This window comes from Enterobacter sp. I4, assembly GCF_022669095.1.
GTDB classification, from domain to species: domain Bacteria; phylum Pseudomonadota; class Gammaproteobacteria; order Enterobacterales; family Enterobacteriaceae; genus Enterobacter; species Enterobacter pasteurii.
Genome location: NZ_JALBUO010000001.1, coordinates 1,107,937 through 1,123,289 on the forward strand (window position 1 = coordinate 1,107,937; position 15,353 = coordinate 1,123,289).

At 57.8% G+C, this 15,353-nt stretch carries 13 protein-coding genes; 5 read left to right on the forward strand and 8 right to left on the reverse strand.

Annotation, left to right across the window (positions count from 1 at the left end; all coding sequences use genetic code 11):
* Positions 1 to 3: 3 nt before the first annotated feature.
* The 3 genes from ppk1 to purM all read right to left on the reverse strand — a co-directional run bounded on the left by ppk1 (position 4) and on the right by purM (position 3,943).
* On the reverse strand, positions 4 to 2,064 hold the full coding sequence (ppk1, locus tag MOQ06_RS05245) for a polyphosphate kinase 1 (protein ID WP_148420696.1): 2,061 nt from the start codon (positions 2,062 to 2,064) through the stop codon (positions 4 to 6).
* A 203-nt stretch (positions 2,065 to 2,267) separates the two neighbouring features.
* Positions 2,268 to 2,909: a phosphoribosylglycinamide formyltransferase gene (gene purN, locus MOQ06_RS05250; RefSeq protein ID WP_242171698.1), complete on the reverse strand. Its 642-nt coding sequence runs from the start codon at positions 2,907 to 2,909 to the stop codon at positions 2,268 to 2,270.
* A complete protein-coding gene (gene purM, locus MOQ06_RS05255; RefSeq protein WP_242171708.1) occupies positions 2,906 to 3,943 on the reverse strand; it encodes a phosphoribosylformylglycinamidine cyclo-ligase in 1,038 nt (345 codons plus the stop codon). Before purM ends, purN begins: the two co-directional genes overlap by 4 nt.
* A gap of 266 nt (positions 3,944 to 4,209) precedes the next feature.
* Between purM and MOQ06_RS05260 the strand changes: the two genes are divergently transcribed.
* From MOQ06_RS05260 to MOQ06_RS05275, 4 genes are all read left to right on the forward strand, one after another.
* Positions 4,210 to 5,640 carry a 6-phospho-beta-glucosidase gene (locus MOQ06_RS05260; RefSeq protein WP_148420699.1) on the forward strand — a complete coding sequence of 477 codons (1,431 nt, stop codon included), beginning with the start codon at positions 4,210 to 4,212 and terminating at the stop codon, positions 5,638 to 5,640.
* A gap of 226 nt (positions 5,641 to 5,866) precedes the next feature.
* The gene (gene upp / locus MOQ06_RS05265; protein WP_040074548.1) at positions 5,867 to 6,493 is read left to right on the forward strand and encodes a uracil phosphoribosyltransferase; all 627 of its coding nucleotides are present in this window, start codon (positions 5,867 to 5,869) and stop codon (positions 6,491 to 6,493) included.
* An 85-nt stretch (positions 6,494 to 6,578) separates the two neighbouring features.
* Positions 6,579 to 7,868, forward strand: coding sequence for a uracil permease (uraA, locus tag MOQ06_RS05270; protein ID WP_148420700.1), 1,290 nt, complete (start codon positions 6,579 to 6,581; stop codon positions 7,866 to 7,868).
* A 96-nt stretch (positions 7,869 to 7,964) separates the two neighbouring features.
* Positions 7,965 to 8,666 (forward strand): DnaA inactivator Hda, encoded by a 702-nt coding sequence (locus tag MOQ06_RS05275; protein WP_211482948.1) that lies wholly within the window; start codon positions 7,965 to 7,967, stop codon positions 8,664 to 8,666.
* Here MOQ06_RS05275 and MOQ06_RS05280 read toward each other — a convergent pair.
* Genes MOQ06_RS05280 through celB form a run of 3 tightly spaced genes read right to left on the reverse strand, consistent with a single transcriptional unit; the run spans position 8,656 to position 12,377 of the window.
* Complete coding sequence (locus MOQ06_RS05280) at positions 8,656 to 10,098, reverse strand: leucyl aminopeptidase family protein (RefSeq protein ID WP_242173214.1); 1,443 nt, start codon at positions 10,096 to 10,098, stop codon at positions 8,656 to 8,658. The two genes, MOQ06_RS05275 and MOQ06_RS05280, sit on opposite strands and share 11 nt — an antisense overlap.
* On the reverse strand, positions 10,098 to 11,054 hold the full coding sequence (locus MOQ06_RS05285) for a N(4)-(beta-N-acetylglucosaminyl)-L-asparaginase (protein ID WP_242171711.1): 957 nt from the start codon (positions 11,052 to 11,054) through the stop codon (positions 10,098 to 10,100). The genes MOQ06_RS05280 and MOQ06_RS05285 overlap by 1 nt, the downstream gene beginning before the upstream one ends.
* A gap of 3 nt (positions 11,055 to 11,057) precedes the next feature.
* Positions 11,058 to 12,377, reverse strand: a complete 1,320-nt coding sequence (gene celB, locus MOQ06_RS05290; protein ID WP_242171720.1) for a PTS cellobiose transporter subunit IIC — start codon at positions 12,375 to 12,377, stop codon at positions 11,058 to 11,060.
* Positions 12,378 to 12,524: 147 nt separating this feature from the next.
* Between celB and MOQ06_RS05295 the strand changes: the two genes are divergently transcribed.
* Positions 12,525 to 13,349, forward strand: a complete 825-nt coding sequence (locus MOQ06_RS05295; protein ID WP_242171722.1) for an XRE family transcriptional regulator — start codon at positions 12,525 to 12,527, stop codon at positions 13,347 to 13,349.
* On the opposite strand, the gene arsC is transcribed toward MOQ06_RS05295, so the two are convergent.
* Together arsC and bepA are read right to left on the reverse strand one after the other, a co-directional pair.
* Positions 13,346 to 13,702: an arsenate reductase (glutaredoxin) gene (arsC, locus tag MOQ06_RS05300; protein WP_242171742.1), complete on the reverse strand. Its 357-nt coding sequence runs from the start codon at positions 13,700 to 13,702 to the stop codon at positions 13,346 to 13,348. The two genes, MOQ06_RS05295 and arsC, sit on opposite strands and share 4 nt — an antisense overlap.
* Positions 13,703 to 13,716: 14 nt before the next feature.
* On the reverse strand, positions 13,717 to 15,180 hold the full coding sequence (gene bepA, locus MOQ06_RS05305; protein WP_148420705.1) for a beta-barrel assembly-enhancing protease: 1,464 nt from the start codon (positions 15,178 to 15,180) through the stop codon (positions 13,717 to 13,719).
* Positions 15,181 to 15,353: the final 173 nt, after the last annotated feature.

Consider the following 15,353-nt stretch of genomic DNA (forward strand, 5'->3'; position numbering starts at 1 on the left):
AGGTTAATCGGGTTGCTCAAGTGATTTGATATAATCGTAAATCGCCAGTTGCGACCGCACTTTACGGCGATTGCCGCGCGGTACATAGCGGTTACTGAGTTCTTTGTCGATATAGCGTGCTTTCACCGTATCGCTGAACAGGATCTCAATAATGTCGAGGATCCGCTGCTTCAGGCGTGGGTCCAGCAGCGGTGCCGCCACTTCAATACGGTAATCAATATTACGCGTCATCCAGTCGGCGGATGAGAGGTAAACGCGCTTATCGCCGGCGTTATCAAAAATATAGACGCGATCGTGTTCAAGATAGCGATCCACAATGCTGATCACGCGGATATTATCGCTGATCCCTTCCAGTTCCGGAATGAGTGAACACATGCCGCGAATAAGCAGGTTTACCGGAACGCCGGAGCTGGAGGCCGCGTACAGGCGGTCCACCAGGCCTTTGTCCACCAGGTTATTGAGCTTCAGCGTAATGCCGGACGACAGGCCGTTCTGCGCATTGGCGATCTCTTTGTCGATCATATCGTACAGCAGACGGCGAGAATTCTGCGGTGAAACCAGCAGATAGTCGAAGCTAACCGGGCGGTACGGGTTTTCAATGAAGTTGAACACCCGACGCACTTCGTTGGTGATGCGCGCATCGGCAGTCAGCAGCGAGTAGTCGGTGTAAATACGCGCCGTTTTCTCGTTAAAGTTGCCGGTACCGATATGGGCGTAACGCACCACGTCGTCGCCTTCTTTACGGGAGATCAGGAATAGCTTGGCGTGAATTTTCAGCCCCGGCGCGGAGAAGATGACGTGCACGCCCGCTTCCGTCAGGCGGCGCGCCCAGTGGATGTTGGCTTCTTCGTCGAAACGCGCCTGGAGTTCAACCACAACGGTGACTTTTTTGCCGTTGTGCGCCGCGTGGATCATCGCGTCGATGATGCGGGAATCTTTCGCCACGCGATAGATGTTGATTTTAATCGCCAGCACGTTCGGGTCGAACGACGCCTGCCGCAGCAGTTCCAGCACGTGTTCAAAGGTGTGGTACGGATAGTAGAGCAGCACATCGCGCTCGCGGATGGCGTCGAACCCGTTGCGGAACTTATCGAACCAGATATGGCGCAGCCGCGGCAGCGGTTTGTTTACCAGATTGGCTTTGCCGACGTTCGGGAAGCCGATGAAATCTTTAAAGTTGTGGTAACGCCCGCCGGGAATAATGGAGTCGTAGCGGGAGATGGTCAGCTTGTCGCGCAGCATTTCGACCATCGCATCCGGCATATCGCGCTGATAGACAAAGCGCACCGGCTCTGCCGTGAGGCGCTGCTTGAGGCTGGAGGACATCAGCTCCATCAGGCTGGCTTCCATCTCATGAACCAGATCGTACTCGGCGTCGCGGGTCATCTTCATCGAGTAGGCGTTTAGCGCGTCGTAATCGAAGAAGCCTTTGAAGATATCGTCCAGGCAGTAGCGCAGGATGTTATCGAGCAAAATCATCGGCTTGCGTCTGCGCGGGGTTTCCGGCGGCAGGTTCACAAAGCGCGGGACTTTATCAGACGGTATCTCCAGCAGCGCGTAGCTAATATTCTCACCGCGAATGATTTCCACGGCCAGATAGGTGTAATCATCCTTCAGGAACTGCACCAGATCGGTTTCACGGTTGATCAGAATCGGGGTGATGTGCTGGCGCAGATAATGTTTGAAATAGTGGCGCAGCCAGTTTTGCTGGTTCGCGGAAAGCTGACGTTCGTTAATCAGGAAGATTTGGTTACGCGCCATTTCCAGCAGCAGCTCGTTATAGAGGCCATCAAATTCCTGATCGGCTTTCATTACGCGAGACTGGATTTTGCCCAGCAGGTGGCGCGAATGCGAGTTTAAGCCCTGTTCTTCGCTGATGATGATTCTGCGCTTCAGTTCAGCAAAACGAACCTTATAGAATTCATCCAGATTGTTGGAATAGATGCCTAAAAAGCGCATACGCTCAATCAGCGGGTTGCTTTTATCGGCCGCTTCCTGAAGTACACGTTCGTTGAATGCTAACCAGCTTAGCTCTTTCTCGATGTATAACTTTTCCTGACCCATTACAGCTCACACTCCAGTTCAATCACAGGACGTGGTAAATCCGTCTCGTCCTTATTATGGCGAGCATTTCCACGATATGTCCAACAGTGCCAGAAAAGTATGACAGTTATTTTTTTGTTGGGGATTTTAGAGGGTTGGAGAAGGGGATATCGGGTAACGCCGCGTGCAGGTCGGGTGAGCGCGGCACCACCCGACACGATAAACTACTCTTCGGCCGCATAGCCCTGCGGGGGCAGCTTAACGCCGTCCAGCCAGGCTGCACCGTCGCGCATTGCCAGACGCCCGTCAACAAACCAGCTTACCACCAGCGGGTAAATGGCGTGTTCCTGCGTCTGCACGCGTTCGGTTACGTCATCTTCGCTGTCGCCCTCGAAGACCGGCACTTTCGCCTGCAAAATCACCGGGCCACCGTCCAGCTCGTCGGTGACGAAATGCACGGAGGTACCATGTTCCTCGTCGCCGTTTTCCAGAACCTGACGATGGGTGTACAGGCCGGGATATTTTGGCAGCAGGGAAGGGTGGATATTGAGCAGACGACCGGCGTAGCGTTCAACGAACGCCGGGCTCAGGATACGCATGTACCCGGCCAGCACCACCACGTCGGGCGCGTAGGCGTCAATCTCCTGCATCAGCTCGCGGTCAAATGCCTCGCGGCCGGCAAACTGGCTGGCTTCCAGCGCGTGCGCCGGGATATTCGCTTCCCGCGCACGCTCAAGGCCGAACGCATCGGCCTTGTTGCTGAATACTGCCCGAATGGTGCCATTGATTTTCTTCTGCCTGCAGGCGTCAATAATTGCCTGCAAATTGCTTCCGTTACCGGAAATGAGCACCACGATGTTTTTCATTCAATGACCACACGCTGTTCGGAATCGGAGGCTTTAATCGTACCGATTTTCCACGCGTTTTCACCTTTTTCAGTCAGCAGCTTAACCGCTTTATCCGCTTCGCTGGCCGGCAGGGCGATAACCATGCCCACGCCGCAGTTAAAGGTGCGGTACATTTCGTGAGAGCTTACGTTGCCTGCGGTTTGCAGCCAGTTGAAGACGGACGGCCACTGCCATGAAGATTCGTCGATTACCGCCTGGGTATTGTCCGGCAGCACGCGCGGAATGTTTTCCCAGAAGCCGCCGCCGGTCAGATGGGCGATAGCGTGAACGTCAACGTTCGCGATCAGGTCCAGCACGTTTTTCACGTAGATGCGGGTCGGGGCCAGCAGGTGATCGGCCAGCGGTTTGCCGTCCAGCTCGGTGGTCAGCGGGTCACAGCCGCTCACTTCGAGGATTTTACGCACCAGGGAATAGCCGTTGGAGTGCGGACCGCTGGAGGCCAGCGCAACCAGCACATCGCCGTCGGCCACTTTGCTGCCGTCGATAATTTCTGATTTTTCTACCACGCCGACGCAGAAGCCCGCGACGTCATAATCTTCACCGTGATACATGCCCGGCATTTCCGCGGTTTCGCCGCCGACCAGCGCACAGCCTGACTGCAGGCAGCCTTCGGCGATGCCGCTAATCACGCTGGCTGCGGTATCCACGTCCAGTTTGCCGGTCGCGTAGTAATCCAGGAAGAACAGCGGCTCGGCGCCCTGTACCACCAGGTCGTTGACGCACATTGCCACCAGATCGATACCGATCGTGTCGTGACGCTTAAGATCCATCGCCAGGCGCAGTTTAGTACCCACACCATCCGTACCCGAGACCAGCACAGGTTCACGATATTTTTGCGGCAGCGCGCACAGTGCGCCGAATCCACCCAGGCCACCCATCACTTCCGGGCGGCGGGTTTTTTTCACCACACCTTTGATTCGGTCAACCAGCGCATTACCTGCGTCAATATCAACACCGGCATCTTTGTAGCTGAGAGAAGTTTTGTTGGTCACGGCTTAAATCCCCACGCGATTGCATAGCTAGTAAGAAAAATCGGCGCAATTCTAACAGTCCAGGCAAACGTTTGCGAGCCTATTCTCGGCGCGGGGATCTTTTTTTCACTCTCGCCCGTGCGGGCCGACAAACATGACTCTGTTCACGAAAATGAAACCGGTTTCGGCGAACTGCTTGCAACCGTTATCCCCTTTGCACATCATCGAAATGAAACCGGTTTCTGTAACTGTTTTTGCAGAAAATAACGCAGAATGAGGGAAAGCGAATGTCAGGATTTAAAGCAGGTTTTCTGTGGGGTGGGGCCGTTGCGGCGCATCAGCTTGAAGGCGGCTGGAAAGAGGGCGGCAAGGGCGTGAGCGTTGCCGACGTCATGACGGCGGGGGCCCACGGGGTGCCGCGTGAAATCACCAACGGCGTGCTGGAGGGGAAAAATTACCCTAACCACGAAGCCATCGACTTTTACCACCGCTATAAAGAAGACGTCAAACTCTTTGCCGAGATGGGGTTCAAATGCTTCCGCACCTCTATCGCCTGGACGCGTATCTTCCCGAAAGGCGACGAGCTGGAGCCGAACGAAGCGGGCCTCAAATTCTATGACGATCTGTTCGACGAGTGCCTGAAGCACGGTATCGAACCGGTGATCACGCTTTCCCACTTCGAGATGCCTTTCCACCTGGTGACGGAATACGGCGGCTGGCGCAACCGTAAGCTTATCGACTTCTTTGTCCGCTTCGCGACGGTCGTTTTTGAGCGCTACCAGCATAAGGTGAAGTACTGGATGACCTTTAACGAGATCAACAACCAGGCCAACTTCCACGAGGACTTCGCGCCGTTTACCAATTCCGGGCTGAAATACGCACCGGGTGAAGATCGCGAGCCGGTCATGTTCCAGGCGGCGCACTATGAGCTGGTGGCCAGCGCTCTGGCGGTGAAGGCGGGGCGCGAGATCAACCCGTCGCTGCAAATCGGCTGCATGATTGCCATGTGTCCAATCTATCCGCTGACCTGCGCCCCGGACGACATGATGATGGCGATGAACGCCATGCATCGCCGCTACTGGTTCACCGACGTCCACGTGCGCGGCAAATATCCGCAGCACCTGCTGAACTACTTTGAACGTCGCGGCTTCGCGCTGGACATCACCGAAGAGGATAAAGCAGCGCTGGCCCAGGGCTGCGTGGACTACATCGGCTTCAGCTATTACATGTCCTTCGCCACCAAAGCGACGGCGGATAATCCGGAGCTGGATTACGACGAGAGCAAGAGCCTGGTTTCCAACCCGTACGTGCAGAAATCCGACTGGGGCTGGCAGATCGATCCGGTTGGGCTGCGCTACTCCCTCAACTGGTTCTGGGATCACTACCAGCTGCCGCTGTTCATCGTTGAGAATGGCTTTGGCGCGATTGACGTGCAGGAGAGCGACGGCACGGTGAACGACCAGTACCGCATTGATTATCTCTCCGCGCACATCCGCGAGATGAAAAAAGCGGTGGTGGAAGATGGCGTGGATCTGATGGGTTACACCCCGTGGGGCTGTATCGATCTCGTTTCTGCCGGCACCGGTGAAATGAAGAAACGCTACGGCTTTATCTTTGTTGATAAAGATAACGAAGGTAACGGCACGCTGAACCGCAGCAGGAAGAAGTCGTTTGACTGGTACAAGCGGGTGATTGCCAGCAACGGGGAACAGCTATAATTGCCGGGTGGCGCTGCGCTTGCCGGGCCTGCGGGGTTTCCAGGCCGGGGAAGCGTTAGCGCCACCCGGCAGAACCTCGCACCAAAGCCGGAGCCTTGTCTCCGGTTTTTTTATGCGTTAATCATTTTGATTGATATACGTCAAGCAAGATGGGTATGGCGCAATCCGAAAAAAGCGGTATAATCCCGCGATTTTTTTGCGGATGCCACCTCAGAGGAGAAAGAGAATGAAGATTGTGGAAGTGAAACACCCACTCGTTAAACACAAGTTGGGCCTGATGCGTGAGCATGACATCAGCACGAAGCGTTTTCGCGAACTGGCTTCTGAAGTGGGCAGCCTCCTGACCTACGAAGCAACCTCCGATCTGGAAACGGAAAAAGTGACCATCGAAGGCTGGAACGGCCCGGTACAGGTTGAGCAGATCAAAGGTAAAAAAATTACCGTTGTGCCGATCCTCCGTGCGGGTCTGGGCATGATGGAAGGCGTGCTGGAGCACGTGCCAAGCGCGCGTATCAGCGTGGTAGGTATCTATCGTGACGAAGAGACCCTTGAGCCAGTCCCGTACTTCCAGAAGCTGGTTTCCAACATCGACGAGCGTATGGCGCTGGTGGTTGACCCGATGCTGGCGACCGGTGGTTCCATGATCGCCACCATCGACCTGCTGAAAAAAGCAGGATGCAGCAGCATCAAGGTGCTGGTTCTGGTCGCGGCGCCGGAAGGTATCGCGGCGCTGGAAAAAGCGCACCCGGACGTTGAACTCTATACCGCATCCGTCGACCAGGGGCTGAACGAGCACGGGTACATCATCCCGGGGCTTGGCGATGCCGGCGATAAGATTTTTGGTACTAAATAATCGAATAACGATAAAGAAGCCGACTTTGATAGTCGGCTTTTTTTTGAATAAAAACCCATAACAATGACACTCAGAGGAAAACACTATGACGCGCCGTGCTATCGGGGTGAGTGAAAGACCGCCGCTTTTACAGACAATCCCGCTTAGTTTGCAGCACCTGTTCGCCATGTTTGGCGCAACCGTGCTGGTGCCAATCCTGTTTCACATTAACCCGGCTACCGTGCTGCTGTTCAACGGCATCGGAACGCTGCTTTACCTCTTCATCTGTAAAGGCAAAATCCCGGCATATCTCGGGTCGAGCTTTGCCTTTATCTCCCCGGTACTGCTGCTGTTGCCGCTGGGTTATGAGGTCGCCCTGGGCGGCTTTATCATGTGTGGGGTGCTGTTCTGCCTGGTGTCCTTCATTGTGAAGAAAGCGGGTACCGGCTGGCTGGACGTGATGTTCCCGCCTGCGGCGATGGGCGCAATCGTTGCCGTCATCGGCCTGGAGCTGGCGGGCGTGGCGGCGAACATGGCCGGCCTGCTGCCGGCGGACGGTCAGTCGCCTGACACCAAAACCATCATCATCTCGCTGGTGACGCTCGGCGTGACGGTGTTTGGTTCCGTGCTGTTCCGCGGCTTTATGGCAATTATCCCGATCCTGATCGGCGTGCTGGCGGGCTATGCGCTCTCCTTCGTAATGGGCGTTGTGGATACCACCCCCATTGCCGAGGCGCACTGGTTCGCGCTGCCAACCTTCTATACCCCGCGCTTCGAATGGTTTGCTATCTTCACCATTCTGCCTGCCGCGCTGGTGGTGATTGCCGAGCACGTCGGCCACCTGGTGGTGACCGCGAACATCGTTAAGCGCGATCTGATCCGCGACCCGGGCCTGCACCGCTCCATGTTTGCGAACGGTTTTTCCACCATTATCTCCGGTTTCTTCGGCTCCACGCCAAACACCACGTACGGTGAGAACATCGGCGTGATGGCAATTACCCGCGTTTACAGCACCTGGGTTATCGGCGGCGCGGCGATCATCGCCATTCTGCTCTCCTGCGTCGGCAAGCTGGCGGCGGCGATCCAGATCATCCCCGTCCCGGTGATGGGCGGCGTGTCTCTGCTGCTTTACGGGGTGATCGGTGCCTCCGGTATTCGCGTGCTGATTGAATCCAAAGTGGATTACAGCAAGGCGCAAAACCTGATCCTGACCTCCGTCATCCTGATTATCGGCGTGAGCGGCGCCAAGGTACACATCGGTGCGGCCGAGCTGAAGGGCATGGCGCTGGCGACCATCGTGGGCGTCGGCCTGAGCCTGATTTTCAAGCTGATCTCGGTGATCCGCCCGGAAGAGGTGGTGCTGGACGCTGACGAAAGCGAAAAAGCGCCACGCTGATCGTAAAGCCGGGCGACGGATCGCCCGGTTCTCTCCTTGCAGGTTCCGTGTTAAACTCCATTCCGATTTTATGTAAGATCTCTGGTTGAGGTATTTCTGAACGGACCGGCACAGCTCTCTCTGCCACTTTATCTCCCTGACGACGAAACTTTTGCAAGTTTCTGGCCGGGTGATAACCCCTCTTTACTGGCTGCACTGCAAAACGTGCTGCGCCAGGAACACAGCGGATACATCTATATCTGGTCACGCGAGGGCGCGGGGCGCAGCCATCTGCTGCATGCGGCCTGTGCTGAACTCTCCGCGCGCGGTGACGCGGTAGGCTACGTGCCGCTGGATAAACGTACCTGGTTTGTGCCTGAGGTGCTCGAGGGCATGGAACATCTCTCCCTGGTCTGCATCGATAATATCGAATGCGTGGCGGGGGACGAGCCGTGGGAAATGGCGATCTTTAACCTCTACAACCGTATTCTGGAGTCGGGCAAAACCCGGCTGCTGATCACCGGGGATCGCCCGCCGCGCCAGCTTAATCTTGGGCTGCCGGATCTGGCGTCTCGCCTGGACTGGGGGCAAATCTACAAGCTCCAGCCGCTGTCGGATGAAGACAAGCTCCAGGCGCTTCAGCTGCGCGCAAGGCTGCGCGGCTTCGAGCTGCCGGAGGACGTGGGGCGTTTCCTGCTGAAGCGGCTGGATCGCGAAATGCGCACGCTGTTCGATACGCTCGATCAGCTCGATCGCGCCTCCATTACCGCCCAGCGCAAGCTGACTATTCCGTTTGTGAAAGATATTCTCAAGCTCTAGCTGCGCCGGGCCTGAGCTCTTCCATCAGGTGCTCCACCAGTAGCGGAATCGGCCTTCCCGACGCCACGCTTCGTCCGTTCTCACGCCACAGCGCCGTTCCGCTGATGTCCAGATGCGCCCACGGGATCGTCGGCGGACAGAAATGGTGCAGCAGCCACGCCGCCGAGGCGCTGATTGCCGCATTGTTGGGAGGCGTATTGCACAGGTCGGCAATGGCGCTGTCGGTCTGCTTTTTCAGCCGCGCATCCAGCGGCAGCGACCATACCTCGTCACCGCTTCGTTTTCCCGCCTGCGTCAGCGCCTCGCGCAGCGGCTCGTCCTGCGTCATCAGCCCGCTCAGCTCATACCCCAGCGCCTTCACGACCGCGCCCGTTAAGGTTGCCATATCAATGATATAGCGCGCCTGAGGGTGCTTCCGGCTGGCCCAGGCAATGGCGTCCGCCAGCACCAGCCGGCCTTCGGCATCGGTATTGTTGATTTCAACGGTGGTGCCGTTGCAGGCCGTCGCCACCGTGCCGGGCTGCATGGCGTCCGGGCCGATGGCGTTTTCTGCCAGCGCCAGCACCCCCATCATGCGGACCGGCAGGCCCAGTTCAGCAACGCTCAGCATTAACCCCAGCACGTTTGCCGCGCCGCACATGTCATATTTCATGGTGTACATGCCTGCGCCTTCCTTCAGCCACAGGCCGCCGGTATCAAAGGTAATGCCTTTTCCCACGTAGCAACGCACCGGGCCGTCGTTCGCGCCATCATAATGAATAGCCAGCAGACGCGGCGGGCAGGTTGCCCCTTTGCCAACGGCGTGCAGTAGCCCAAGGCCCTGCTCAACGATATCCTTTTCGTTCAGCACCTCGCAGCGCAGGGCAGGGAAGGCGGCGCAGCGTTTTTGCGCCTCCTCCACCATATGCTGCGGCGTGCAGCGGTCGGACGGGGTATCCGCCAGACGCCGCGCCGCGACCATGCCGCGGGCGATGGCCTGCTGCTGGCGGAAGAACGTTTCAAGCCTCGCCTGCTGCTCCGGCACGCAGAGGGCGGTGATGCGCGTAATGCGCGCCGCCGAAGGGTCCGTTTGCTTCAGCCCCAGGTCGCTAAGCCTGTGCGCCTGATTAAAGAGAAAGCGCAGCACCTGCGCCAGCACCACCTCATCAATATCCGTTACGTCCAGCACGATGTCGGCGCTGGCCGGAGCGGCAACCAGCGGCCGCAGCGCGGTGAGTAACCCTTCGGTCAGGGCGTCATGCCAGAGCGCGTCCGGCAGCAGGGTGATGCGGGCAAAGGGCGCGCAGCCAAAGCGCGCGTCCGCAATGCTGTGCTGCTGGCGCATTTCAGCGAGAAGCGCGCTGTCCGGTAAATGGGCGCTGGAAGCGGGCGCAATCAGGTGGCCCTGCGGCGCTGCGTCTGCAAGCGTGGTGATAAACTGATAAGCGATCATCATGACTCCTCAATGGGCGCGCGGATGCGTGCGGCATAGGCCTGCATCCACGCCTCGTCCACGGCGTGATAATGGGTTTTCTCCCGCAGGCGTTCGGTACGAAAAACCGTGAGAGGCTGGCGGGCCGTTGCGACCACAAACGAAAAGGTTTTGATGTTCGTCGCGGCACCGAATTCGCCCCGGTTATTCATGCACACCACGGAGAGGTCGCCAACCCGGCCAAAGCGCGACATCAGCTTGTCCTCCAGTTCAAACACCACCGAATCCGCCGCCTGCTGTGGCGTCATGCCCTGCGCCATCCGGCGCACGATCTCATAGCTGGTACAGCCTTTCATCAGATCTTCACCGACGCCCGTCGCGGTCGCCGCGCCGGTTTCGCTGTCGCAGTAAAAGCCGGAGCCGACGATCGGCGAGTCGCCGAGGCGACCGCGTTTTTTCATAAACAGGCCGCTGGTGGAGGTCGCTACGCTCATGGAGCCCTGCATATCCAGACCGATAATGCCGACGGTGTCGTGCCCGTCGTACGGGCTCAGGCCTTTGTCCAGCGTCTCCCGGCAGCGCTTGCGGTAGTGCTGCATGGCGCGGTCGGTGAGCATGGTTTTGTCGCTAAAGCCCTGGCTCAGCGCCCATTCGCGCGCGCCCTGGCCAACCAGCAGGCTATTGTAGCGCTGGCGGCTGAGCGCATGGGCCACGCGCACCGGGTTGGCAATATCCACCAGATTCCCTACGGCGCCGAACGCCAGCGTGTCGCCGTCCATGTACGCCGCATCCAGCTCCACCTCGCCGTTCTCGGTGGGCAGCCCGCCGTAGCCGACGGATTTATACAGCGGGAAGTCCTCCACGGCGGCGACGGCGTCAACCACCGCCGCAGCGGCCGGTTTTCCCGCCGCCAGGGCAGAAGCAGACTCCGTTACCCCTTCAAGCGCCATTCGCCAGGTTGCGATAATTCCCCACATGCTTTACTCCTGTTTTGCAAGGGTGTTGTCGGTTTGCGTCACCGTGGACAGCTCCGCGGCGCGGTACTGTTTATCCACGATACGCATGAAGGGCAGGTACAGCATGGCGCCAATCAGCAGGTTGATCAGCTGCATCACGCTGCCGCTCAGGTGCCCGGTAACGATAAATCCGCTGATGACCGGCGGCAGCGTCCAGGGAATAAATACCCCGGTGGTGACGGCAACCGCGCCAATTTTCATCGCCGCGTACTGCACGGTGACCAGCACCAGCGGCACCAGGTTGAACGGAATAAGCATGATGGGGTTCATGATCACCGGCAGGCCGAACAGTATCGGTTCGTTGATGTTAAACACCGATGCTCCGGCGCCGAGGCGGGCCACTTCGCGCATGTTTTTACTGCGGGCAAAAATCAGCATCGCGATCACCAGCGACAGCGTTGCCCCGGCGCCCCCCATCCAGATCATGTCAAAAAACTGTTCCGTGATAATGTGCGGCGGCGTCGTTCCCGCCTGAATCGCGGCGATGTTATCGGTCTGGTTCTCCATCCACAGCGGGCGAATAATGCCGTTGATCATCGAGCCGGAGTTGATGCCCACCGACCACAGAATGGTGATGCTGAAGACCGTCATCAGCGCGCCAAAATAGGAGGTGCCATAGTGACGTACCGGCGTTGCAACCACGTCATAAATAAACTGGTGGATAGTGTTGTAGTGGGTATTTTCAAACAGGATGCGGATCGCCAGCACCAGAATCATCACCAGCAGGGCCGGGATCAGCGCGGCGAAGGACTCCTGCACCGCCGGAGGAACCCCGTCCGGCATTTTAATAACCAGCTTTTTGCGCTTCAGCCAGCAGAACAGCTCCGTCCACAGCAGGGAGCCGATCATCGCCACGAACAGCCCCTTACTGCCAATCCACTCTACCGGCATGACGATAATACCGCCGTTTTCCGCCACCCTGATGAAGGGCGTCAGGATCAAAAAGGCGACAAGCGCGAGGATGCCGCAGGAGATGCGGTCTTCGCCATAATGTTCCGCCAGGCGGTAGGCGACCAGAAAGCTGATAAACAGCGACATGGTCGAGAACACCGCGTTGAACGGGATCTCAATAATTGCACTCCAGCTCTCACCAAAGGCCTGAGACATAAACTGCTGGTAGGCCTGGTTCGGGAATGAGGAGATCACCAGCAGAATGGAGCCGACAATGATAAACGGCATGAATGAAACGTAGGCGCCGCGAATGGCCCCAAGATGACGCTGCTGGGCGGTCTTCGCCGCCAGCGGCATCAGTTTTGCTTCAAGAAATCCCAGAACATTGTTCATTGTGAACTCCGTACAAGATTGAGAGGTGTTGTTTATGTTATGTCTGTGGATTATCAGTGAAGCGCGGCGAGCGAAAGGTGAAATCGGTCACAAAGCATTCGCTGATGCACTATAAATCTCACAAGGTTGGTTTCGGAGATCTTCGCGATGGAAATTAAGCTGCACGCCAATGCCACCACCACGCCGCGCATCCGCCGCTATCTGCAACGCTCGGATAAAAGCGACAGGGAGCTGGCCGTCGAGCTGGGTATTTCGGTTACGACCGTCAGGCGCTGGCGCAACCGCGAGCAGGTTTCGGACAACCACACCACGCCAAAAGTGATACACAAGGCGCTGAGACAGGAACAGGTTTCGCTGGTAAACGCCCTGCGGGATATTACCGGCGCACCGCTGGATGAACTGCTGATGATGGTCAATGACGGGCTCGGGATTACCGTTTCCCGCGCCACCCTGAACCGCTACCTCAAACCGGCCTCTGCCAGGCAAAAGGGCGCGTCGCTGCAGGGTAAAAAGGCGCTGAAGGCCGGCATCGTGCCGCAAAAGCTGCTGCTGTGGCATCAGCCGCTGTCGCTGCATATGGACGACGGCGGGGAGCAACATCTGCTCTGGGCGCGTGAACCCGTCAGCGGCTGGTGCTATGCCCGGCTTTATGCGGGCGTTTCCCCGCAGCTGCTAACCCACTGGGTAAACGCGGCGCTGGCTGCCTGTCCGGCTGATATTCATTGTGTTGAGACTTTCGGGCTGGAAGTGAAGCTGCCGGAGCATAGCGTCACTGTAAGAGTGCATTCACGGTACAATCTCGCCGTTCAGGTCGCTGTGCCGCTACGCGAAATCATTCCGCGCGTAAATAGTGAACCCGCGGCGGAGCTGCTGATCCAGCTGTGCGAGTTTTACAACCGGGGAAAAGCGCAGAAAAAACTGGGTGAGAGTACGCCGCAGGCGTTTCTGGAAGCGCTGCGGCGTAACGATTAGACGATTTCGAGCACGTCTTCCGGCGGCCTGCCGATACGCGCCTTGCCGTTCGCAACCACAATCGGGCGCTCAATCAGCTTTGGATTCTCGACCATGGCCTGGATGAGCCGATCTTCGGTGAGATGCGGGTCGTTCAGGTTGAGCGTCCTGTACAGATCCTCTTTCTGACGCATCAGCTCGCGCGCGCTGTCCATATCAAGCATCTTAAGCAGCTGGCGGATCGTCTGCGCGTCCGGCGGCGTCTCCAGATACAGCACCACCTCGGGGTCGACGCCGTTAGACTTCAGCAGGCTGAGGGTATCGCGGCTCTTGGAGCAGCGAGGGTTATGGTAAATTTTTACCGCGTCTGTCATGACTTCTCCTTTAATTACATCTTCTCGTACGGCTTAAAGCGCAGCTGAAGGGCGCGCAGCTGGTCGATTCGCGCATCGTAGCGGGCCTGCTGCAGGCTGCCGAGCTTCACCTGCGAACTGGCGCTGCTTAACAGAGATATGGCCTGATCGAGCCGTCCCGCCAGCGCCAGCCCTTCCGCACGCGCGGCCAGCTCCTGATCGCGGTTACCCAGTTGCCCCTGCGCCTGGGCGAGCAGCTCCCAGCCGTTCTGGTCATCTTTATTGTTAAAGGTGTAGCGGTTCAGAATGGTCACCGCCTCGCCGGGCTTGCCGCCCTGCAGGTACGCGTTCGCCAGGTTAAGCTGCAGTACCGGGTTATTGCGAATGTCTTTCGCCCCTTTCAGGCGATTGATCGCATCGGTTGCTTTTTTCTGCCCCAGATCGATATCGGTGGCGAGGTCGAGGTACCACGGGTTATTTGGCTCCGACGCCAGCAGCGGCTGTAGCGCTTTACGCGCTTCATCGTATTTGCTGGCCTCCATCGCCTGGAGCGCCTGACCATATTGCGCCGCGTTTTTCTCGCGGACGTTGCCTTTTGCCAGCGTATCCAGCAGATCGCTGGTGAGCTGGTTACGCCCGGAGTTGTACATGCCGAGCGTTCTCACCTTTGCCATGTAGAAGTCCTGCGATGACTGCACGACCACCGGACGCATCTGGTTGGCGCGGTTACGCGCATCCGAAAGTCGGCTTTCCGGCAGCGGGTGGGTCAGCAGAATTTCCGGAGGACGCGACGAGTAGCGCGCCTGATCGAGCAGTTTTTCCAGGAAGCTCGGCATGGCCTGCGGATCAAAGCCCGAACGCTGCAATACCTGAATGCCGATGCGGTCTGCCTCCTGCTCGTTCTGTTGGGTAAAGCTGATCATCCCCTGGCGCGTACCCGCCAGCGTCCCGGTCAGCGCCGCCATCCCGGCCTGCGGGCTGGCCATGGCCAGCAGAATGGAGCCCAGCGCGCCAACCCAGGTCAGCGGGGCGTTACGCTTCTGGTCTTCCATCGCACGCGCCAGGTGGCGCTGGGTGACGTGTGAAATTTCGTGCGCCATGACCGACGCCAGCTGGCTTTCGTTATCGGAATAGCGGAATAACGCCGAATGCAGCACCACGTTTCCGCCAAAGAAGGCGAAGGCGTTGATCTCGTCGTTATTGATTAAAAAGAAGTGGAAGGGGGTTTTTACCGAATCCGCGTGCGCCACCAGACGCATCCCCAGACCGTTGATGTACTGCACCAGCAAAGGATCGTTGATCAGCGGAGCACTGCCGCGCAGCTGGCGTACGTAATAATCCCCCATCTGCATCTCCTGCCCGATGGAGAGCGTGCTTCCTGCCGTGGTGCCCATGTCCGGCAATGAATCGGACGAGTCAGCGAAAGCGGGCAACACCTGACCCACCGTCACTGCGGCAATCAGTGTCGCAACCAGTGTTTTTCTCAACTGCCTGAACATAACCACTGTCCTGTATTTTGGATGTGCTAATTTGACCGATGAACCCGCATAACGTTCATCTCCGCTGCTCTGCGAGTGTAGCCGTGTTAGGAGATGAAGAAAATCCCATTCATCAGGGTTTTGCGAAACCTGACAGTGATACAAAAAGGAAAGTCTTTTTTGTGACAGTTAGA